This window comes from Porphyromonas endodontalis ATCC 35406 (genome assembly GCF_000174815.1).
Classification (GTDB): Bacteria; Bacteroidota; Bacteroidia; order Bacteroidales; family Porphyromonadaceae; genus Porphyromonas; species Porphyromonas endodontalis.
In genome coordinates this window covers 171761-194408 of sequence record NZ_ACNN01000005.1, presented here as the reverse complement: position 1 = coordinate 194408, position 22648 = coordinate 171761, and the positions used below count along the sequence as shown (strand labels likewise).

At 45.6% G+C, this 22648-nt stretch carries 19 protein-coding genes and 1 tRNA gene; 13 read left to right on the top strand and 7 right to left on the bottom strand.

Annotated features, from left to right (window positions below):
• Positions 1-19 precede the first annotated feature (19 nt).
• From POREN0001_RS00980 to POREN0001_RS00960, 5 genes are all read right to left on the bottom strand, one after another.
• On the bottom strand, positions 20-988 hold the full coding sequence (locus POREN0001_RS00980; protein WP_004332200.1) for a ketopantoate reductase family protein: 969 nt from the start codon (positions 986-988) through the stop codon (positions 20-22).
• 12 nt (positions 989-1000) lie between these two features.
• Positions 1001-2344, bottom strand: coding sequence for a PhoH family protein (locus tag POREN0001_RS00975; RefSeq protein ID WP_004332162.1), 1344 nt, complete (start codon positions 2342-2344; stop codon positions 1001-1003).
• Between the two features lie 213 nt (positions 2345-2557).
• Complete coding sequence (locus tag POREN0001_RS00970; RefSeq protein ID WP_004332169.1) at positions 2558-3361, bottom strand: nitrilase family protein; 804 nt, start codon at positions 3359-3361, stop codon at positions 2558-2560.
• A gap of 22 nt (positions 3362-3383) precedes the next feature.
• Positions 3384-3926 (bottom strand): lysophospholipid acyltransferase family protein, encoded by a 543-nt coding sequence (locus POREN0001_RS00965; protein ID WP_004332161.1) that lies wholly within the window; start codon positions 3924-3926, stop codon positions 3384-3386.
• An 18-nt stretch (positions 3927-3944) separates the two neighbouring features.
• A complete protein-coding gene (locus POREN0001_RS00960; protein ID WP_004332087.1) occupies positions 3945-4238 on the bottom strand; it encodes a hypothetical protein in 294 nt (97 codons plus the stop codon).
• Positions 4239-5058: 820 nt separating this feature from the next.
• Here POREN0001_RS00960 and POREN0001_RS00955 point away from each other — a divergent pair.
• Positions 5059-5145 (top strand) — tRNA-Ser (locus POREN0001_RS00955).
• A 367-nt stretch (positions 5146-5512) separates the two neighbouring features.
• On the opposite strand, the gene POREN0001_RS00950 is transcribed toward POREN0001_RS00955, so the two are convergent.
• Positions 5513-6295, bottom strand: coding sequence for a DUF481 domain-containing protein (locus POREN0001_RS00950; protein ID WP_004331991.1), 783 nt, complete (start codon positions 6293-6295; stop codon positions 5513-5515).
• 262 nt (positions 6296-6557) lie between these two features.
• Positions 6558-6818 (bottom strand): SemiSWEET family transporter, encoded by a 261-nt coding sequence (locus POREN0001_RS00945; protein WP_004332192.1) that lies wholly within the window; start codon positions 6816-6818, stop codon positions 6558-6560.
• A gap of 526 nt (positions 6819-7344) precedes the next feature.
• Between POREN0001_RS00945 and POREN0001_RS00935 the strand changes: the two genes are divergently transcribed.
• From POREN0001_RS00935 to POREN0001_RS00880, 12 genes are all read left to right on the top strand, one after another.
• Positions 7345-8058 carry a porin family protein gene (locus POREN0001_RS00935; RefSeq protein WP_004332081.1) on the top strand — a complete coding sequence of 238 codons (714 nt, stop codon included), beginning with the start codon at positions 7345-7347 and terminating at the stop codon, positions 8056-8058.
• 175 nt (positions 8059-8233) lie between these two features.
• Entirely contained in the window at positions 8234-9361 is a 1128-nt protein-coding gene (locus tag POREN0001_RS00930; RefSeq protein WP_004332270.1) for a sensor histidine kinase, read from the top strand.
• Positions 9358-10149, top strand: coding sequence for a LytR/AlgR family response regulator transcription factor (locus tag POREN0001_RS00925; protein WP_004332009.1), 792 nt, complete (start codon positions 9358-9360; stop codon positions 10147-10149). Before POREN0001_RS00930 ends, POREN0001_RS00925 begins: the two co-directional genes overlap by 4 nt.
• Positions 10150-10173: 24 nt before the next feature.
• The gene (locus tag POREN0001_RS00920) at positions 10174-11583 is read left to right on the top strand and encodes a TolC family protein (RefSeq protein ID WP_004332073.1); all 1410 of its coding nucleotides are present in this window, start codon (positions 10174-10176) and stop codon (positions 11581-11583) included.
• 11 nt (positions 11584-11594) lie between these two features.
• The gene (locus POREN0001_RS00915) at positions 11595-12674 is read left to right on the top strand and encodes an efflux RND transporter periplasmic adaptor subunit (protein WP_004331990.1); all 1080 of its coding nucleotides are present in this window, start codon (positions 11595-11597) and stop codon (positions 12672-12674) included.
• Between the two features lie 4 nt (positions 12675-12678).
• Positions 12679-15810 carry an efflux RND transporter permease subunit gene (locus POREN0001_RS00910; protein WP_004332031.1) on the top strand — a complete coding sequence of 1044 codons (3132 nt, stop codon included), beginning with the start codon at positions 12679-12681 and terminating at the stop codon, positions 15808-15810.
• Positions 15811-15822: 12 nt separating this feature from the next.
• Positions 15823-16146 carry a PG0541 family transporter-associated protein gene (locus POREN0001_RS00905; RefSeq protein ID WP_040579917.1) on the top strand — a complete coding sequence of 108 codons (324 nt, stop codon included), beginning with the start codon at positions 15823-15825 and terminating at the stop codon, positions 16144-16146.
• Positions 16147-16586: 440 nt separating this feature from the next.
• The gene (locus POREN0001_RS00900) at positions 16587-17348 is read left to right on the top strand and encodes an Ig-like domain-containing protein (protein ID WP_040579998.1); all 762 of its coding nucleotides are present in this window, start codon (positions 16587-16589) and stop codon (positions 17346-17348) included.
• Between the two features lie 16 nt (positions 17349-17364).
• Complete coding sequence (locus tag POREN0001_RS00895) at positions 17365-17856, top strand: TlpA family protein disulfide reductase (protein WP_004332313.1); 492 nt, start codon at positions 17365-17367, stop codon at positions 17854-17856.
• A gap of 82 nt (positions 17857-17938) precedes the next feature.
• On the top strand, positions 17939-19669 hold the full coding sequence (locus POREN0001_RS00890; protein ID WP_004332059.1) for a DUF6029 family protein: 1731 nt from the start codon (positions 17939-17941) through the stop codon (positions 19667-19669).
• A 44-nt stretch (positions 19670-19713) separates the two neighbouring features.
• The gene (locus POREN0001_RS00885; protein ID WP_040579915.1) at positions 19714-20550 is read left to right on the top strand and encodes an Omp28 family outer membrane lipoprotein; all 837 of its coding nucleotides are present in this window, start codon (positions 19714-19716) and stop codon (positions 20548-20550) included.
• Positions 20551-20608: 58 nt separating this feature from the next.
• Positions 20609-22327 (top strand): T9SS type A sorting domain-containing protein, encoded by a 1719-nt coding sequence (locus POREN0001_RS00880; protein ID WP_004332207.1) that lies wholly within the window; start codon positions 20609-20611, stop codon positions 22325-22327.
• The last annotated feature ends 321 nt before the right edge of the window (positions 22328-22648 follow it).

Here is a 22648-nt window from a genome sequence, read left to right as displayed (position 1 = left end):
TAAGTCTTCCCATACAAAATCAGATGGAGGCGGAGGCAATACGCTCTAATAGGGCATGATACATCTTCCGATAGAGCGGCGTGGGAACCCCTAGGCGTTGCCCCTCTCGCACGACGTAGCCCACAAGGCTTTCCAACTCCGAACGATGCCCTACCAAAATATCGGAGTGCATTGAGGTGGTTGCCTCTCGTGGCATTTTCTCCACAGCCCGATAGCCTTTTTCTTCGAGAAAGAGATCTTGCTCCCAGCCTGCCACACGGTAAAGCGAAGCCAGCTCGCTCATCAGGGCACGGAACTCCTCATTGTGTTCATCTTGTACCCTACCGATGGGCATATCGAAGTAGGCAGTTGCAGCGGCAGAAGGGCTAAGCATCAAAAACTTCTCTCGCAAATAAGGCGCCATCTCACGATAGAGACGACACTTGATACCTGCCGCCTGCATCAGGGTGTAGAGCCACTCGGCGGTAGCCCACTCGGCCATCGAGATACGACTATTGAGAGCCTCGCTAGCCCCAAACTTCAGCACGTTACTATCCGAACGTACCACAATCTCGCCCGGAGCCGTGCGCCGCCCCGTGATGTGACATACCCCGGGAAGAATCAGATTATCGGGCAGGGCTTGATGTATGGCAGGGGGTACATCCAAACCATTATGGAGAGGAACGATTGCGGTAGAGGGTGTGATAATCGGGCGAAGCTGCTCTATATTCTCTAGGGCATCGTAGCTCTTTGTTGCTAAGAAAAGTACGTCTGCCGTGGGCAATTCTGACGCAACAGAAGAGACCCTATATGGGTGAACCGTGGAGTCTATCGTAGGGGAGGAAATATGGAGACCTTGGCTCTTTACCTGCTCAAGATGCTCCCCGGGTCGCATAAAGAAAGAGGTATGTAGGGCTTGCATCTGCTCTGTATAAGCAGCAAGCATTCCGCCATAATAGCCTCCTATAGCCCCTAAACCTGAGACGACAATATGCATAGGTTGAGACATAACAGTGCCGTATTAAAGAAGATTGGAAGCTATTTCACTCAATTCGCTACGCTCCCCACGAATAAGATTGACGTGGGCAAAAAGTTGCTGCCCCGTCATCTTGTCGATCATATACGCCAAGCCGTTGCTCTCAGCATCGAGGTAAGGGGAGTCTATTTGCTCCACATCCCCCGTAAGCACCACCTTGGTATTCTCTCCGGCTCGGGTTATGATGGTCTTGACTTCGTGGGGAGTAAGGTTTTGCGCTTCGTCTACAATCAACAAAGAATCCGACAAACTACGTCCACGAATATAAGCCAGAGCCTCAATGATAAGTCGGTTGTCGTGTTGCATTTCTTCAATGGCACGCACCTCGGCACTCCCGGCTCGGAGTTGATTTTTTATGAAGTTGAGATTATCAAAAAGGGGCTGCATGTAGGGGGTAATCTTCTGCTTCTCATCCCCGGGGAGGTAACCTAGGTCTTTATTGGCAAGAGCTACAATGGGGCGAGCAAGCAGTATCTGCTGGTAGCTTTCTCGCATACTAAGGGCAGCGGCTAGAGCAAGAAGTGTCTTACCGGTACCGGCCTTCCCCGTAAGCCCCACCAACTTGACATTGGGGTCTGTAATCACATCAAAAGCGAAAGCCTGCTCCGCATTACGAGGGGTAATCCCGGAGCGAGTAACCTTGTCTACTTTGGTGACACGCCCCGAAAAAGGATTGTAACGCACCATCACACTATTGCGGTCGCTCTTGAGGATAAAGCACTGATTGGGTTGCAGTTTGGAGTAGAAATCCAATTCCTCCACAGCGATACCCTCGGTACGAGAGTAGATCGTATCGATCAGCTCGGCAGGTATATCGGTGTACTCTTCGTGCGCAGCGTCGAACAGCGAGCGAGTGGGTACCTTATCGTTGATATAGTCTTCTGCCTGCATCCCTAGGGCGCGCGCCTTTACCCTCAGATTGACATCTTTTGTTACGAGGATGGTGGGTTCGTCCTTCTGCTCTGTATTCAAAGTAAGAGCACAAGAGAGTATTCGGTGATCCGCAATACGCTCAGAAAAAGCCTTTCTCACGACCGGATGCTCCAAGCCATCTATCTTGATATAGAGACGTCCTCGTCCCTCGCCCAGAGGAGCCCCCTCTGTAAAAAAGCTCTCACTCTCCAGCGAATCTAAAAAACGGGCGAAGGCTCGGGCATTATGATTGATCTGCTCCGAACCCTTCTTAAACTTATCCAGCTCTTCGAGAACTGTAATGGGGATGTAAATATCGTTTTCCTCAAACTTCTCGAGACATTCGTAGTCGTGGAGGATTACGTTCGTATCAAGAACGAAATTCTTCTTGGTCGATTTTTTCTGTTTTACAGCCATAGTCTTAGTTTGCTTTTAGCATCCTGATTCCGTTTTGGCAAGGCGAGAAGTCTGCAACACCTCTGCCTTACGTCCCCTAAAGGTACGTAATTATTCCTAACAAAAAGCCCCTCCCAGCAACAAAATGCAGCCATGGAAGAGGCAAAAACACCCCATAACAAAAAGGAGAGGAGCACAACTCACCTCTCCGCAATGGATAATTAGTAAAAAATCTCAGAGGGTAGCCCCTACGATTGAGAACTCATCCGCATCGAGATAAACAGGGAATTTCTTCCGAAGTTTATCCAAGGGAGCTCGCTCCAGAGTGGCTATTTTCAGTTCGATACGACGCTCTTCTAGGGCTGCCAGTTCCCTGCCTTTGGGGTCGATAAGAGCAGAATCTCCCGTGTAGACCAACCCCTCGGCATCGCGTCCCACACGATTAACGCCACACACGTAGGCCAAGTTTTCCATAGCTCGGGCACGCAACAGGGTACTCCACACAAGCCTACGTGGCTCGGGCCAATTGGCTACATCTATCAAGAGGTCGTACTCATTGGCTCTATTGCGGCACCAGACGGGGAAGCGCATATCGTAGCAAGCGATCAGAAGAATGTTCCAACCCCGATACAAAAAAACATGCCGACCCCCTGCCGGAGAGACCTGCTTAGCCTCCCCTCCCATACGGAAGAGGTGTCGTTTATCTTGGAAAAACTCCTCTCCCTCGGGGGTGATAAAAAAGATCCTATTAAAGTATTTATCCCCCTCCTTTACAAGCAAAGAAGAGACCACAGCCACGCCATACTGCTGCACCATTGCACGGATGCTCTGCAAAGAGGGTGAACTCTCAAAAGGCTCGGCAATAGCCTCTAGGTGCATCGAAAAACCCGTGGTCATCACCTCCGGAAAGACGACAATCTCGGCACCTCCTTGGGCTGCTTGAGCGAAAGTCTCACGCATCACTTGGAGATTTTCAGTGGGATTTTCCCATACTATATCACACTGCGCGAGAGCTAGAGTTAGGGTCTCTTGGGCCATATTGAAGGGTAAAAGAGAGATGTTATTGCTCTATAAATTTCTTGGGATAACGAGCCTGCTCTGAGTGATAACGACTCCGGATATAACGAATATCAGCCTCTTCGTCTCCCGTAGGATAGAAGGTTTCGAGGATCCCCAACTCTCGTTTCTTATAATCAATCACCGCCAACTGAATGGGGATATTTGCAGCATAGGCAATCCGATAAAAGCCTGTCTTCCAACGCTCAGTAGCACTGCGTGTCCCCTCCGGAGTAATAGCAATGGATAGTTTGGGACTCTCGTTAATCCGCTCTGCCAGTTGCTCTACCATAGAGCCGCGGCGCGAACGATCCACAGGAATCCCTCCCATCGACTTCAGAATCCCCCCCAATGGGAAAAAGAACCAATCCTTCTTCATCAGGAACCCCGCATGCCTGCCAATGGCAGAGTAGTAGAGTTTGCCCAATATAAAATCCCAATTACTCGTATGGGGAGCCACACAAATGATACTCTTAGGAGGATTATCCGGAGGGGTGATCACCCTCCAGTCAAATACTCCCAAAAGCCACGAAGCAAAGTTTTTCAATGTATCGCAGCCCCTATCTTACTTATCGAGACTGATATACTTCTCCAACTCAGACTCTACAGCCTCTATTTCTTCGTTATATTTAGCCTTGAGGTCTGCGTAAAACTTCCTTACCAACTGAGGATTCTTTGCCCCATCGGGAGCCCCGATCTTAGCGATTGTCTCGTCGTGCAAGTCTACTACACGATTGAGCAACAGCTCTAGAGCTCGAAGATCCTCTTCCTTTGCATCGAGAGAAATAAAAAGAATATCGTCAATTAGGAAGTCTGTAATTTCTTTGATTCCCTTCTTAAGTTTGCGACGTGATGCCATAGTGTTATTAGTCTATATCATTATTATTGTATGACCCTCCTCCTCATTTATAAGGTGAAGGCTCTCCCACAAAGGTAGTGCTAATTAACCAATAATAGCCCATACATACCACGGACTTCCCCCAAACAGTCCTTTATTTCCCTTGGCTTACCAAGCGACCCAAACACTCTCCGCCCCGAGCAAACAAACCAGCTCTGCCCTACTTCCATTCATCCCCCACAGGAACCGCTAAATATTTCCACCTATTTTCGCTCTCCGAAATCAGCCTAAAATGGAGTGGACTTCTGCCCAAAAAATTTTTCATTTCCACCTGATTTCCTAGACCATTTTCAGTCTAAAACTTTTCAGAAATCAGAGAAAGAAGTCGATGCGTGAGGGTGTAAGGCGAAATTTCAGTCACAAATAGCCCAAGATCCACCACTCTCTTTCCTCTATTAAATGAACTAAACCCTATTTTGGATAATATTCTTTACCGAAAAAGCAAGAAGCCTATATACTATATATCAGCCAATTACAGGAAAAACAAACTATTCACTACAAAATCAAGAGAAGAGAGAGTATCTATATCTCAATTTTTTTCCTACCTTTGCATCGTGTTTTTCATGGTATTAGATTTTAAGGTTAATACGAGTGAGTTTGTCGGGAGACAAGCTCACTTTCTTTTTATACCCACTTTCTAGTCTCCCGAAAGCAGCTAACCAAACCCTGATACTCCTCTATCTCCTCAAAAACGAACTATTATAGCGAGGAATCTTGCGTATTCAAAAAGAAATAGTACCTTTGCAACGTCAAAAAAGGGCGTGCCCCTTGGTTGATGGAAGGAAGTGTGGGTGAGTGGCTGAAACCACCAGTTTGCTAAACTGACGTACGGGCAACCGTACCGGGGGTTCGAATCCCCCCGCTTCCGCTTCAAGGCTCCGAGAGCGTTCCAAACCTCTCTATCAAAGCAGCTTTTAGAAAGTAGAAAATCGTTGTAAAACTAGGTTTTACAACGATTTTTCTTTATGTACAGCCAACGATATGAAGGTATAGACCTATGCTTTCATAGTCATCAATCGATCATTTTGTGCTACAGAAACTATGACATAAACATCAGCAGTCAAAAACATAGCAGTGAAGGCAAAACTAAAACCAATGCGACATTAGGCTCTATCTCTGCTACTTTGCACGAAATCTATCAACTCCACTCAATAGACGGTTACCTATCGTTGGATAAGATTGAAGCTCTTTACTATGGAGGAGAGTACTTCAAATCCGTTATTTATAGCACCCGCTTAAAACGAAAGATCAATACCAACATCAAGAGTATTATAATCTTTCCGCACGGGTACAATGGGGGCAGTATCGTAGATGAGTCGATAGGCTCCGCGTATTCCTATCGTAGGGGTAATGCGGTATTTGAGGTCGACAGCTCCTCCAAAACGAGCCTCCTTTAAGTAGCTGTCAGGCTTCCCCTGGTGAATGGCCGTCGTTATCAATTCCCAACGTTCACCCAACTGATGTTTGAAACTGAGAGACAAGTGGCTTTTAATACTACGACTGTATGCATCCGTTCCTGCAAGGGGGCTAGTGGCTGGTTGTTCCCACTTTTCGAACTCGTAGAATAGCCCCACGGTTGCAAACAAAAGACAGTTAGCACTATTCACCAGCCGACAACGCGACTGCAACCCCGTAGAGACCTTAAATTTCATTCCCCTACTTTCTGCCCATTGCGACTCGGCATAAGGATAAATCTCAAAAGCACGATTCAACAAATAGCGGTATTCGGCATGTACATATCCTCCACTTACGGTTACTTTATCGCCGTAGGTAGAGAGCTCAATCTTATTAATTAGATTTATTATTTGACCATGCTTTACCATCAAATTGAGATTGGCAGTGTTTTTGAAGGTGAATACATTCTCCTTTTCTGTCTTGAATTCCAGTACGGGTAATAGTGTTCCTTGTATTCTTTTGGTGCTGTCTATCCTCATTGTGAGATTCTCAGAGAAGAGCATTTGCGAATACATAGAGGGTAGACTCGACAAGACCAATAGAAAACAAAGCAATAGCTTCATCGTTGATCTATAAAATGGTTTCATTGTGATCTATAAATTATTTGGGAGTTAAAGTAAAAAGACCATGAAAGCGACTAGGTACACAGAAGAAAGGGAATCTGAGCTTTGCAAGCAACAACACAGGCAACGTTCCTAGTTATATAAAACAACCCTCTGGGGATGCCCTTAGCACACCCCTGAGGGCTCTTTATTTAAATAACTTGTCCATCACCGGATCGTCTATTGTCCGGTCATCCGTTCTTCGTTGAATCAGTAAAATCTTTTACATGGCTGTGAAAGAGGCCAAGAAGCCACAAACAATCCCCGGGAGGTTGGCTATAACGATGGGCCAATCCTTCTTCTTGCGAACAAAGCCATATGCCACCCATAGTGTGCAGTTGATACCTGCCACCATTGGCTGCAGCCAGTCGCCTTTATGTCCGGCGAGGTTAGAGCCAATCTGTGGTATATAAGAGATGTACATTGCCATGGCTGTTGCAGTAGCTACCCACCCGAGGATAGATAAAAACTTTTCTTGATTCATATTACTACTATATTAGTTCTTGTGCGTAGCAAAAGTAGTATTTCCAACCTAATCAAAGCATATATCCAACGAAAAAACATATGAGGGAAATATCTCACATAAGTAGTTTCCCCTTGTGCCGACAAAACGAGCAAACGAGGGGTTTCCCTCTTGTCTTCATCCGGGTCCTCGTAGCCACCCAAAGCAGACACACCCATGCAAGCCGACTCGTTCTTACCTCTATCCGAGAGAAAAGATTGCATCATACACATCACTACGTCGCCCTTGTGGTTTAGGTTTTGCCAGCTGCACCGGCACACTCCCCTCCGTCACTTGCGTTTAGCTTCTTGTGCTCCATCTTTTCTGCCACAGTCGTAGTACAGAGGTGTTCGGCAGGTATTTAAGTCGTTTGGGTCAATAACTGATTGGTATGGGTTTTTATTCTTCCTACCTTTGTGATATGGTTGATGCGCCTATTGCGATCGGATAGGTCATACAACAGAATAAACGTAAGTAACAAATACAACGAAAGTAAAAAGAAGAAAGTATGAGACGTAATATTATTGCTATCGCAGCAAGTGTAATCATGGGGATGGCAGCGACTTCTGCCGTGGCTCAGTCATCAGTGTCTACAGATTATGGTGTAAAAGCGGGTGTAAACTTCTCGGGGCTTGCCTTAAGCAACGACTTTCATGTTCTTAAAAGCCAAATGAAACCGGGAGCCGACTTTGGTGGTTTCATGAGAATCAACCTACACTCCAACTTCGCTATCCAACCCGAGCTTGAGTTCTTCTACAGAGGGATAGGTCTAAAGGCAGAGGCCGGCCCTGTATCTTTGGAAAACAAGATCAACCAATGGGGGATGCAGATCCCCATATATGCCCTAGGTAAACTACAGTTGGGTAATGGGCTTCTGTATGGTGGTGTTGGGCCTTATGTTGGGATAGGATTCTCCGCTAAAACAGACGAAATTAAGAAATTCAATAACCTAGTGAAAATTGACCCAATTGACCTGTACGAGAAGCACAACGATAAGTCGGCTCTCCAAAGGTGGGATGTAGGTATTGCTTGCCAATTGGGGTATGAGTTTACCAACGGAATTCAAATCAATGCTGGCTATAAATATGGTTTTATCAACCAGATTGATGACATTAAGACCTCTATAAACAATGTCACATCTAAGCTTGGTTTCCCTCTACAGAACGCCGCCTATAAGGCTCATGCGAGTGTGGTTACCGTAGGCTTAGGCTATCGCTTCTGATTTTAGAAGCCCTAAAAACAGCGAGTCTTATCCCTTCACCCTAAATACGAAAAACGAAGGGTGTGAGATAGGCTCGTTGCTTTTTCTTTCTTGTGCGAGAAGACCGGGAAAGCTCAACATACAAACATAAACGCAACTTTTTGGGATACAAAGTATCCATAAAGACAGAAGACTTATGACGACACCGCGCATAAAACGCCGTTTAAGACAGCGACGAAGTAACGGATTTATATTTTTAAGAGATGAAAAGAAGAGTGTATTACTAGCTACACTTATCATCAGTTTCTTGCTTGCGTTTGTGATGCTGTCGTCTTCTATCTATTACTACAGCTTGCTTGATGCCGGCCGAGAGTTTGACCTAAGAACCATCTTGTCGGTGAGTTCCATTGCCTCACTACTCGTCAACATGGTCTTCTTTTATCTATTGTTGAGCATCCAATCCTGGGCAATCAATAGGTATGATATACGACAGTACCAGCTCTGGCTGATATTATTCGGGCTGTTGATGGGAGTGGTATTACTATCGCCCTATTTGTCGCGATTGCAGTGGTGGTGGTTTAGAGATATTCTTAATTATCATACTTATGCTACGGTGCAGTATGCTAAGGATCTCGTCATATTAGTAGTAACCTTCCTTTTTACTATGACCATTTATTTGATGAAACAAAATCACTTGGCAGTAGTAGGAATGCAGAAGTTGGACTTTGAGAATCTGCAAAACAGGTACACGGCTCTGAAGAATCAGACAGATCCACACTTCCTTTTTAATTGTCTCAATACGCTCAATGGTCTAATCGGCAGGGATGATAGGCGGGCTCAGGAGTATGTGCAGGAGTTGGCAATGGTATTTAGGCATACGATGCGCGATAAAGTGGTGGTACGGCTGTCGGAAGAGTTAGAGTTTGTCAAGTCGTATCTCTACTTGATGTGTATCCGCTATTTCGATGGTCTTAAGGTAGTGTGGCATATTGATGACAAATATTTGGATTACTATGTCATACCCTCCGGTCTGCAGATTTTGGTGGAGAACGCTATCAAACACAATATAGCAAGTGCCAAAATACCATTGACCATATCCATCAGCACGAAAGAAGACAAGATCGTAGTAGAGAATAAGCTGCAACTAAGAGAGCAAAGTACATCAGGCAGTACGGGAGTAGGACTGGATAATCTGATGGAGCAATATCGTTTGGTATTTGGCAAGGATATTGATATTGTCTCAAAGGATGGACAGTTCTCCGTTTCACTACCATTGATAAAGAGTTTAGACCAATTAGAACCCAAAGCCAAATCTCTAATATGAAAGTAATAATCGTAGAAGATGAGTATTTTACCGCCAAAGGGTTGCAAACTCTGCTCACCGAAACTGGCCCTGACATAGAGGTATTGACCATACTCCAGAGTGTATCTGAGTGTGTAGAGTGGTTCAAAAGCCACCCGGAGCCCGACTTGGCTTTTATGGACATACATTTGGCTGATGGTCAAGTATTCTCGCTCTTCAAGCGCATCAATGTATCCTGTCCCATCATCTTTACCACAGCTTATGAGGAGTATGCACTCAAAGCGTTCGAAGTCAATAGCATTGATTACCTACTCAAACCAATCAAACAAAGCGACCTCCAAAGAGCTTTAGACAAGATCAAAAGATTTGGTCAGAGTGGAGAGAGGGTGTATAACCAAGACCTGATGGACAAGATGATTGAAGCACTCAACAAGTCGCAATTGAGTTATAAGAGCCATTTTTTGATTCCCTTTAGAGATAAACTTTTCCCGATATCGGTAGAAAAGATCGCCTACATACGCTCCGAAAGCAAAGCATCTGTATTGGTGACCATCGATAAGAAGGAGCACTTTATAGACCTCTCTTTGGAAAAGATAGCACAAGATTTAAACCCCAAACTATTCTTTAGAGCCAATAGACAATACATCGTAGCACATAGTGCAATACAGAGTATGTCTGTATGGTTTGGGGGCAAGTTAATGGTAACACTCTCCGTAGAAACCCCTGAGAAGGTCATAGTAAGTAAAGCGAAAAACAGAGAGTTTAAGGAGTGGTATCAGGGAGCTTATGGGTCCTCTACCAAACTATAATAAGACAACTAATACGCGCAAATCATGATTCAAACAGTCAACAAAAGAATGGTCTTCTTTCTGATCACGACTGTTGTTCTCTCCGTGGGATTGAAGACAGAGGCACAATCCCAAGCTCTAATGTCTTTGGAGCAGTGCAGAGAGTTAGCCTTAGAGCACAACAAACAGATACAAATGGCTCAAGCTGATGCTGTAGCCTCTGACTATTTAGTGCAGTCGGCTAAAACAAAGTATTTACCTCGCATTGACTTCGCCGGGGGATGGGTCAATCCGGGAGATAGACCCATCCGCCCTTTTGCGATCAACTTTAATATCCCGGGGGTGACACCTCAAGGACTTTCGATCCCTCTTGACTTTATAAGTGTCGCTCCCAAGGAGGTGTATACGGGAGGCTTTATACTACGCCAGCCTATCTTTATGGGATTTAAAATTGTAGAGGCAAACAAGATAGCTCGCTACACATCTGAGCTTCTGCATGAGAAAGTAAAAATGGAGGAAGCGGATGTCTTAGCATCTGTAGATGAAGCCTTCTGGAGAGTGATCTCTATACAAGAAAAAGTGACTTTGGCTAAGACCTACAAGTCCCTCTTAGATCATCTCGGACAAGACTTAGAAAATCTCTATGCCGAGGGCATGACAACTAGGAACGAAGTGTTGAAGGTTCAAGTCAAGAAAAATGAAGTGGAGCTCTCTTTAGTCAAAGCGGAGAACGGCCTTGAGCTCTCCAAGATGTTGCTCGGACAAATCATAGGAGTAGATGCTAATCAAATAGAATTAGACACTGGCATTATCAGTGAGGAGCAACTGAGTAGCCGTCTCTTGGCGCTTACAAATAACAACACCATTGAGCGTGCCGAGATAGTGATGCTTCGCAATAAGCTCGCGATTACAGAGTCGGCAAGAAAGATGGTGAAGTCGCAATTCCTGCCCAACATCTTCCTCACGGCAGGATACAACTGGACACAACCTAATCTCTACAAAGGGTCTCAAAACAACTTCGGCGGAGACTGGATGATAGGCGTGGGAGTACAGATCCCAGTGCTAACCTGGGGCGATAGATTACACCAAGTACACATGGCAGACCAACAAGTGGCCAAGGCAAAGTTAGAACTGCAAGACTCCCAAGAGAAAATCAACTTGCAGATACAACAAAATAGATTTAAGCATGCTGAGGCTCTTAAAAAGATGGAACTAACAAAGCTCTCTAAGGAGCAAGCTGAGGAAAACCTGCGAATTACAAAAAACAGCCTCTTAGAGGGGATGAACAGCATAAGGGATATTTTAGAAGCTCAGGTCATGTGGGAAAAAGCCAGCTCTGCCGATATTGATGCAAGAGTAGAAGCTGCCGTAACATTGTCTCAATTGGAGAAGTCTTCCGGTGCTCTCTATAAATATGCCGAGGGACATAGTCTTGTTCACAAACAAAATAGATAGACAAAAACAATATGCATATCAAAGGAATTAAGAGCTTCTTGCTCCCGGCGGTGTTGCTCCTACTTATCGGCACAACTACCTCCTGCAGCAAAAAGAAAGATAAAGATCAGGAGTCCGATGCGGACAAAGTTGTGCCCGTGACCATTATCCAAGCCAAACAAATGATATTTACCCCAAAAATTCGTTTTTCGGGTACTGCTGAGGCATCTAAAAGTGCGAATCTCGGCACTGCCCTACCAGGAAGGATAGAGCGGATACACTACGGCAAAGGGAGTTTTGTTCCAAAGGGAGCCCTCATCGTGGAGATGTCCGACGAAATGCTATTACAGGCACAGATCGAAAACGACGCCATCAAACGCGACTTCGAGCGTATTACCCGTTTGTTAGAAAAGAAGAGCATCAGCCAAATGGATTACGACCACGTCAAGGCTAAGTACGAGGCCTCCGTGGCCAAAGTGGCTATGCTCAAAAAGAATACTTCTATTACCGCCCCATTTAGTGGCATCATCACTGATATTTTGGTCAATGAAGGGGAGACGTATACATTCACACCAAGCCTCAGCAATGAGCTTAAGTTGGAAAGCGGCATCATAGAGCTTCGCCAAATCAATCCTCTCAAAATAACCATTGAGGTCAATGAAAAGGAACTCAATTACATAGAAAAAGGGCAGAGTGCTACCATAATTTTTGACGCTTATCCGGATAAACCGACTGAGGGTAAAATATCTTACCTCTCTCCCGCACTTTCGCCAATGACACGTACGGCAGCTGTTGAAGTCAATATCCCTAACAAAGACAACCGCCTAAAACCCGGTATGTATTGCAACGTCTCTATTACTCTACCAGAGCGAGAAGGTCTATTCGTACCACTCAATGCCATATACCGCTTAGCCGGGACGGCCGAAGAATTCGTATTCAAAGTCAATACCGAAGGCACCGAAGTTAGTCGCATCCCCGTGACTCGAGGGGAGATTAATGACGGTTGGGCATACATCGAAAGCGATGCAATCAAGAGTGGGGATTCAATTGTAGTAGATGGCAAAAATAAGCTCAACGACGGCTCTAAAGTGAGTGTTGTAAAAAAGAAGTAAGTCTATGAAGCTTCCTGAATTTGGCGTAAAAAGGCCTATCGCGACCGCAATGCTTTTTGTGGCCATACTGGTGATAGGTGTATTCTCTCTGACAAAGTTGCCATTAGACCTGATGCCTAACATGGAGTTCCCCTCCCTTACAGTCATCACGGTCTATCCCGGAGCTTCGGCAATGGAGGTGGAGGAACAGGTTTCTAAGCCCCTAGAGGCAGTACTCTCTTCTGCCGAGAATTTGGTCGAGATCAAATCCATTTCTAAAGAGAATGTATCGTTCATACAGTTGAGGTATGAGTGGGAAGAAGATATTACAGCGGCGGCAAATAATGCTCGAGATCTATTGGAGTTAGTCAAGTCTCGAATGCCGGCTCAAGCCTATACTCCAATCATCTATAAGATCAATGCATCGATGATGCCGGTGATCGGTTATGCCATCAATGCAGACGAAAACTACAACGGTCTAGAAGAGATTGTAGAGGACCAAATCGCTTCTACGCTGAGAAAGGTAGATGGCGTAGGTACGGTAATCTATCTAGGGCAGCCTGAACGTGAGATCCGAGTTGAGATAGATCCTATCAGGATGCAGGGCTATGGTATGTCTGTGACTCAGCTCTCCATGATGCTCAAAGCCAATAACATCAACGTGCCTTCTGGCTTTGTAACGGAGAGTGCTTACGACTTCTCTGTACGCATGCCCAGTAAATACGAGAGTGTACAAGAGCTTGAGAATACTGTTATCAAGGCATTCAAAGGAAAGGTGGTACGCCTCAAAGATGTTGCTACCATCAAGGATACCTTTAAGGAAACTAATGCGTCAGCCTTCAATCATAGGGGTAGAGGTATCGCCCTATTGATACAGAAACAATCAGGAGCCAATACCGTAGAGGTCGCCAACGCCGTACGTGCAAAGATAAGCGACATACAAAATGAGTTACCCTCGGACGTGCAAATCTCTGAAGTGATAGGTTCGGACGAATTGGTAATCTCATCTATTAACAACCTCAGTTCATCTATTTGGTATGCCCTGATCTTCGTCACCTTGGTGGTATTGCTTTTCTTGAGAGAATGGAAATCTAGCCTCATAGTATTCCTGACGATGCCGGTATCATTGATCTCGGCTTTTATCGTCATGAACATACTCGGCTATACCATCAACATATTCTCCTTGGTGGCGTTGGTAATTGCGATTGGTATGGTAGTCGACAACGCCATCGTAGTACTCGAAAACATCACACAGCACATAGAGCGAGGGGCTATGCCTAAGCAAGCTGCAATGTTTGGTGCATCCGAGATGGGATTAGCTATTGCCGCATCTACCCTAACCACCATTGTGGTATTCCTCCCTTTAGTATTTATGGGTGGTATCGTTGGCGTAATGTTTAAGCAATTAGCCGTCCTTACGGTTACCTGTCTGATCACCTCTCTCTTCACAGCATTAGCTCTGACCCCAATGCTCTCAAGCGTATTGCTCAAACCGGCCCCACGTAGCAAGGAGAGCAAAAAACATGGCAAACTCTTTAATTGGAGCGAGCGTATGTTCCAAAGGGTTGAGAGGATATATCGCAACTTTCTGGGCTGGGCTGTATTCCATAAGGGTATCACCCTTGGCTCTGCTCTGGTCGTCTTCGTCTTAGTATTGTTATTAGGAAAGGCTGTCGGTACCGACTACATCCCCGATATTGATGCCGGCTCTATCTCTATCCAGTTTGAGACAGAGCAAGGCACATCACACTCCTTTACTGAGCAGGTAGGTAATGAGATCATACAGCTGTTGCGCGACAATGTGCCGGAGGTTGCCGAAGGGGGACTCGCAAGTATTACCGGGCAAACCCAAGAGGGAGTCCTCACGGCAGTAGGATTTAAGGAGGGTAAAAATATTGGTACGATTTTCTGCCACCTCAAGCCCGTCAGTGAGCGTAATCGTAGTAGCCAACAGATCGCTGACGATATTCGTCCTCTGATTGAGGCGATACCGGAAATCGAAAAAGTGACCGTCTCAGGAGGCAGTGCTATGGCTACTGTTCTAACGGGAAATAAAGCTCCTATAGAGTTTATCATCTTTGGGAAAAACATGGATCAACTGAATAAGGTGGCATTTGACCTTGAGAAAAAAGTCAAGGAGTATTCGGAGTTTGCCAATGTTGAGGCATTAGTATCGGCGGGCAATCGTGAGGTTCATATCATAGTTGACAAGGACAAAGCCTCTCAGATGGCTCTCAATCCCGGGGTGATTGGTATACAAGTGAGAGAAAACCTCTATGGTGCCAACGCGGGTGCCTACACCGAGGATGGTACTGACTACGATATTAGGATACAATATGCTTCTGACTATCGCAATTCTATCAAGAAGCTCAATGAAATGCAGGTAACAAATCTGCTGGGGCAGCAGATACCATTGATTGCCGTTGCAGATCTCCAAGAAAAGGAGGGGCCAATACAGATTGAGCGTCTTACCCAACAAAGGTATGTCAAAGTTACTGCCGACCTTAATGGGATTTCACTCGGAGATGGAGCCCAAAAGGCAAAAGAGATCATCGCCGATACGCAGATCCCTCAAGGTGTAAGCATCTCATTAGGTGGTCAGATAGAGGATCAGAGCGATACCTTCTCTTCGCTTACGATTATCTTTATCATAGGTCTAATGTTGGTGTTTATGGTGATGGCTGCTCAGTTTGAGTCTCTTTTGGATCCATTTATTATCCTCTTTGCCATACCATTTACATTGGTCGGTATCATTTTAGCATTCCTCATTACCGGGACAACCTTAAGTGTGGTAACGTTTATCGGACTGATCATGTTAGTTGGTATTGTAGTGAATAACGGTATCGTGCTGGTGGACTACAGTAATATGCTTGTACGGCGTGGGTATAGTATCCGAGACGCCGTGATGGAGTCTGGTCGCTCCCGCTTGCGTCCCGTATTGATGACCTCAATGACGACAATACTGGGGATGCTACCAATGGCATTAAGTACCGGCATGGGAAAGGAGATGTACGCTCCTCTCGGTATCACAATCATCGGAGGTTTGCTAATCTCTATGCTTGTAACACTGATTTTGGTACCTACTGCTTATGCATTTATGCACCAACGTAGACTCTACAGGGAGCGTAGACTATTTAGGATGAGACGAAAACTATAGATAACAACTGATATGACACTTATATATATCACATGTAACATCAGTATGCTGGAGCAGATAGAGTCGCTCCTTCACGAGCTAGAAATTGGCGTATACCAAGTCATTCCGAAAGCATTGGCTGAGAGCGACTTTGACATCCCTCACAAGGATACTGCCGTATGGCCTAGTTTTAATGCTTGCCTATTGGTGCAAGAGGCGGAATCCTCTAAGTCCAACGCGCTCTTAGGGCGCATTGCGAAAATGAACGAGCAGGCATACAACAACAGCGAACTCGTGAGTGCCTACCTCTGGCCCGTCGAATCTTTCGTCGCACCGAAACCCATAGAATCAGTATAGAGGACTCGCCTTTGATGGCAACTGTAATTAGTTCCGATAGTGTCTAGAAGACACTTAAGGATAACGAAAAGTAGGGCTGACTTCTTCTTTTGGAGTCAGCCTTTGAATTTTCTCTCCAACCACTTTTATCGGACAGCAATAGTTCCGATACTCTTTTATCAGAAAGGCGACACTCAAGTGTCACTATAACCTATTGTCCAGAGAAAACAGACGTTATACGGACTCAACCATCGGGTTCCACCCCCTATCCCTAATCTATTGCATAATAAGTATTGCTATTTACAAGACATTTATTACCTTTGGGCAGTCTCTTTTAGACAAGATGAAACCTCTAATGAGCAATGGAGAGTTACTTTTTTGAGAATGACTCGTATAATAATAAAGGACAGAACAAAATAGACAGTATAATGTTTAACCCTTATAACCATATAATTACTCGAATGAAACTAACGAAATTCGCCGTAGCACTATCGCTAGTCACGCTATCGCTCCTAACTTCCTGTGGACCCAATACGATAAACACCCCTGTAGAAGTTACCAACCTTACGCTCTCTCCCGCAACTACAACAATGCTAGAAGGAGAGACTCTACAGCTCGTAGCAACGACAACACCGGCAGGTACTAAGGTTACCTATACTATTGACAAATCCTCAGTAGCCACAGTCTCCGAGTCGGGTCTCGTCAAAGCACTCACTCCGGGGACAGCAATTGTCACCGCTCAGGCAGGAGATAAAAAGTCTACTTGCACGATCACTGTTGTCAAAGCTTCTGAGGTGATGTTAATCAACAAAATAGACCAAAAGAAGTATGTTGCCGGTAGCACGATAGATTACAAAGTCTCTGCATCAACGGAAAAAGCAGAGTCTTATGATCTACAATTGGACTTTAGTGTGCGGAAGACTGCTAATTACAACTTCTCCCTCTCTTTTGCCAAAGAGACTTCCGGAACTGTATGCTTAGGCTCCTGCGAAGCTTTTGAAAACCAAACCTCGTTTAAGAAAGACATCAAACTGACTGCCGACGAAGAAGAGGTTCCTTATGAGAAAGAGAAAGGAGCAACCACCCCTATATCTACTCATATAGATATCCCCAATCCTATAGTGGGACAAACCTATACAAATACTATTACGATCACCCTCACTCCTAAGGCTGGTGGAGAACCTCTCGTTTGGACAGTGAATCTAACCGTAACAATTATCTAGTCAATTCCATAAAACTATGAAACATCTACTATCTATCCTACTCTTCTTTCTAATTGTGCCAGTAGCACATGCACAACTTCCTCAGGTCGAGCTCAAAGATCTACAGGGGAAATCAATCAATACGAGCAAACTGAATAATGAAGGTAAGCCTTTTATTATTTCATTCTTTGCGACTTGGTGCAAACCTTGTCTTCGTGAGCTCAAAGCTATCAACGAGGTGTATGAAGATTGGCAGGAAGAGACCGGTGTCAAGCTTGTTGCTGTATCTATTGACGAGGGACAAAATACCGATCGTGTCAAGCCTCTTATGGATGCGCTGGGCCTTGAGTATGAAGTATTACTAGACCCCAATGGAGACTTCAAGCGGGCTATGAATGTCAATATGATTCCCCATGTCTTTGTGATTGACGGGAAGGGAAATGTCGCATACGCTCATACCGGTTATACCGAAGGCGGAGAGCAAGAGCTTATCGCTAAAGTACGGGAGCTCCTAAAATCGGAGGAATAATCAAAGTCTTCCTTAGAGTTTTCCTCCGACCTCTTTACAACTAGCAATAGACTATTTTATCTTCTTATACCGCACAATACGTATGCGACAGATACTACACCGTACTTGGCACCTCATCACTATCTTTTCGGTGAGTGTAGGGGTCTTCTCTACGCTCTCCGCTCAAGATAAAAGAGAGTGGGCACCATGGGAAAAGTTCAAACCCTCTTTTAGTGTACAGAGCGACATGCTCTTTTCTCTCGACGACAAAGCGGCCGGGAATAAATCGTGGATGGGCAATAGCTACGTAACCGGTACGCTCCGCAACAATTACCTTGAGCTAGGGCTCCGCTATGAAGATCTGCTCCGTCCGATGCCTGGGCATGAGCCGGAGCAGGGGCGTGGTATCCCTCACCTACACCTCAAAGGATATGTCGGCAAGTATGCTGAGGTCACCCTAGGAGACTTTTACGATCAATTCGGTTCCGGTATACTTTTCCGTAGCTATGAAGAGCGGACGCTGGGTATTGACAATGCCGTCAGAGGAGCCCATGTATTGCTTACCCCTTATGATGGGATACGCATCAAGGGTTTTGTAGGACAACAACGCAACTACTTCGATCGCACCGCCCGACTATTTACCAACGAACGCGGATACATCCGTGGGGGAGATGGAGAGCTCGCAATCCAGCAATGGGTTCCCTCCATGAGAGATAAGCGAATGACCTTGAGCGTGGGGGGCTCCTATATAAATAAAGTGGAGGGAGATGAGATTATCCCTGTTGCCACTCCACCGGGCATGACTGGAGCAATGCGTCTCAACCTTCCTAGGCAAGTACACGCCTTTGGGGGGCGTGCCAAGTTTTCTGTAGGAAACTGGGCTTTCAATGGAGAGTATGCCTATAAGAGTAGTGACCCTACGGCAAGTAACCACTATATCTACTCTCCGGGATCTGTCGCGATGCTCTCTACTTCGTACTCAAGAAAAGGTCTAAGCCTTTTACTACAGGCCAAACGAAGCGAAAACTTCAACTTCCTCTCAGCACGATCCTCAGTAGGTACACCTCTTCACATCAATCACCTCCCGGCCTTTACGGCAAACCATACCTATACACTTGCAGCACTTTATCCCTATGCTACCCAACCCGATGGAGAATGGGCCTTCCAGGGGGACTTCCGCTACACAATCCCTAGAGGATCTCTACTAGGGGGCAAGTATGGTACCGGGATACGCGTTAACTATGCCCATGTACGAGGTCTAAAGAATGTAGGAACAGATCGATTGCCTTTAGATGCCTCCGAGAAAGACCTATATGGGACAGATGGTTATTCACATCCTTTCTTTGGTATGGGTCAGCTCTACTACTCAGACTTGAATATTGAGCTGAGTAAGAAGTTTTCTCGAACAGTCTCAGTCGCTTTCAACTATTACCACCAGATATACAACCAACAGGTAGTTGAGGGGCATGCAATCAATAATCCGCTCGTCTATAGTAATATATTTGTCCTAGATGGGAAGTTCAAACTAGCACCAAACTACACGTTACGCACCGAGCTACAGTACCTCAATAGCCGTCAAGCGGAGGGCAGCTGGCTCTTCGGTCTTGCGGAGCTCTCCATAGCTCCCAAATGGATGATCTCTCTATCAGATCAATACAATATGACCGTGACCAAGCAGCACTACTATATGGGTACTGTGGCTTATTCTGCCGGCAACCATAGGGTACAACTAGGCTATGGGCGCACGAGAGCGGGTATTAACTGCTCGGGAGGGGTGTGTCGCTATATGCCCGAGACAAAAGGGATCTACCTAACCTACAACGGTACTTTCTAGCCCCAAAGCTCTTTTGATCATTCAATATTTGCCAAGATTATAAGATGAAACTCCATACATTTTCCCTCACACTAGCTACACTCCTTACGGCGCTGGTTGTGGCGTGCAGGCCTATGCCGGAAAAAGATAGACTGATCCCCAATGAGGTTGAACTCTCCAAGGGTCGCTCCGTCCTTATTGAGGATTATAGTGGCGTTGGCTGTGTCAATTGTCCCACAGCGGCAAAAGCGATAGCCGAAGCAGCCTCAGCCCATGGTGATAAGGTTGTTATCGTGGCTCTACATGGTAGCAACACACAAATAGGGACACGCCCCAAAGAAGATCCAAAAGGTCTGTATCATGCCGATGCTGCAACTTATCTAGAGCGACTACAAGCCGGAGGCTCACTACCCATAGCCACCTTCAATCGGAGGCCATTGGCAAGTAATGGGGGGAAGACCTTCAGCCCTATGGCGACGAAATGGGCAGCAGAAATGCAAGCTATACGTGAGCTACCCCAACTCTACAAGCTTGAGCTCCAAGTCTCAAAACAAGATCGCAAGATCTCGGTGCAGTGCAGCGCATCCGCTCTAGACCTATCGGAGGAGCTCTCCGCATCGCTCAAAGAGCACCAACTTTATATACAACTATGGCTCGTAGAAGATCATATTGTGGCACCGCAGCATCTAAAGAAGGGCTTAGATAAGGAGTACGAACATAACCACATATTCCGTCAAGCACTTAATGGGATTGATGGAGAGCCTTATGATTTAGGAAAGACGTACAACCATACCGGCACCATAGATCGAGATGTCATACAGCTAGAGCACTGTGCTGTGGTGGCAATTCTCTACGACCATAAGACAGGAGAAGTCTATGAAGTGCTCAAGAAAGCTCTCTGAAATAATGCAAGAGACATATGTAATAAAGTTCAAATAACAAACACTAATTCTGTTTCGTATGAAAAAAGTTATTACTCAGTTGGCCGTAGGCATTACTATGCTTACCGGCACGCTAGTGGCTACGACTGATGTTGTGGCACAGCAATCTTTCTTAACGTCTAATGTACAGCTTCGTAGTGCGACACAACTTCGCGCAGGGGAACCCAAACCCTTAAAAAGCTCAGAGTATGTTGCTAAAGACATTAATGGTAAAGATCACAACATTGATGCTATCCTCAAATCGGGCAAAGCCATCATGATTGACATCTCTGCCGTATGGTGCGGTCCTTGCTGGGGACTACACCAGAGTGGAGCCATGGAGAAACTCTACAAGAAATTTGGTCCTAAGGGAACAAATCAGATAGAGGTCTTTTGGGTCGGAGGAGACTCTCGCTCTACCGTTGAAAAAATCAAGGGTAAGGGTGGTGCTACACAGGGAGACTGGACCAAAGATAGCAATGGAAACCCCGTGCCTTATCCCATATTTGCAGATCCCCAGATGGCTTCGGCTTTGGGTATACCTGTTGAGGGATTCCCGACGCTCGTACTCATAGGGCCAGGCAACAAATGGGTAGAGTGTCGTGGTGAAGTTCAAACGAATGATCCGGATTTCAAGGAATTTAAGAAACTACTCGCTCTCTTTATGACAGAGAAAGATAAGCCCGAAGCACTTAGCATCTCGGGGGTAACCGATCTCTATCAAGGTGAGACACACACCATGAAGCTTGCTTATAATACAGTGGCTCCTATTACTTCGGTAAAGTGGGAGGCTCCTGCAGGAATCAAACTAACGAAGGTGAGCGACACAGAGTATAAGGTAACAGCCGAGACGCTAGGCTCCTATGAGATTTCTGCTACAGTAACCAATAAGAATGGTGATGCAAAGGAATCTATCACAGTTACAGTCTCTGCTCCTATCTCGACTTTCCCCTTCTCCTGTCCTATGGATACCAAAGATAAGCTCGACAAGGGATGGAGATCGTTAGACCTGGATGGAGATGGACTCGGATTTGATTCGTACATGGGTAAAGGCCTCATGGCTCGTCTTGGACTTTCTTTCAAAGATCCTAATACCAAAGTAGGTGCAGAGAATAGCGAAGACTGCCTGATCTCTTTCGGTAAATTCTATCCTACGAAGTTCAACAATGGTAACTTCTCCGGAGATAATATTAATGCGAAGAACGAACTCCTTTCTGCACCGCTCGTCATCCCTGCAGATGCTAAGGCTCCTACATTCTCTTGCTATATCACGACGCTCTTCAGGGCCAATAATCCGGATAAGCTCAAGGTTATGGTTGCAGAGCTTAATGGAACCGCTGTAGAACTTTTGGCACCACAGTCGGCAGAAGGCAGTGGCTGGACTCTAATCTCAGCAGATCTCTCTGCATATAAGGGTAAGACAATCCTCCTCTCCCTCGTACCCGTAGTCAATGGGGTTAGTGCTATCCAAGTAGACCAACTAAGGGTAACAATGGATGGATCGACCGCTGTAGATACACCTACACTCAATGTAGAGACTGTCCTCTATCCCAATCCTGCAAAGGAATTTATTACAGTACAAACTCGCGAAGGTAGCACGATAGAGCTCTTCACTCTTGATGGTGCGCGTGTAGCTGTCTCCAAAGCTATAAGCGGTACAACATCAATCGCTGTAAGTCAATTGCCCGCAGGCACCTACATGGCTCGCATTACAGACAAAGATGGCAATAGCGTATCGCGTCCTGTACTCGTACAATAGGTAGCTATTCGCGCGAAAGCACTTTCGTACAATGAGGTATGCCATAGCAGCGTATAATCAGAGAGGAAAAGCCTCTATGATAGAATAAAGTGTAAATAACTGCTGTAGTATCCTCCTCAACAATGGTAGCACACCCTAGGGTGTGCTACTTTTTTGTTAATAGTACAGTCCATCTTTCTCTCGACCGGAATAAAAATATTCTCGTTGATGAGCTCCAATAGTAGGGGCCTTCTCGAATTTCCAAAAAGCTCTTTGCGGTCAATGTAGACAGGCCTCTCGTTAATACTTTTGCCATATCATTACACTTGATACTAGAATCTG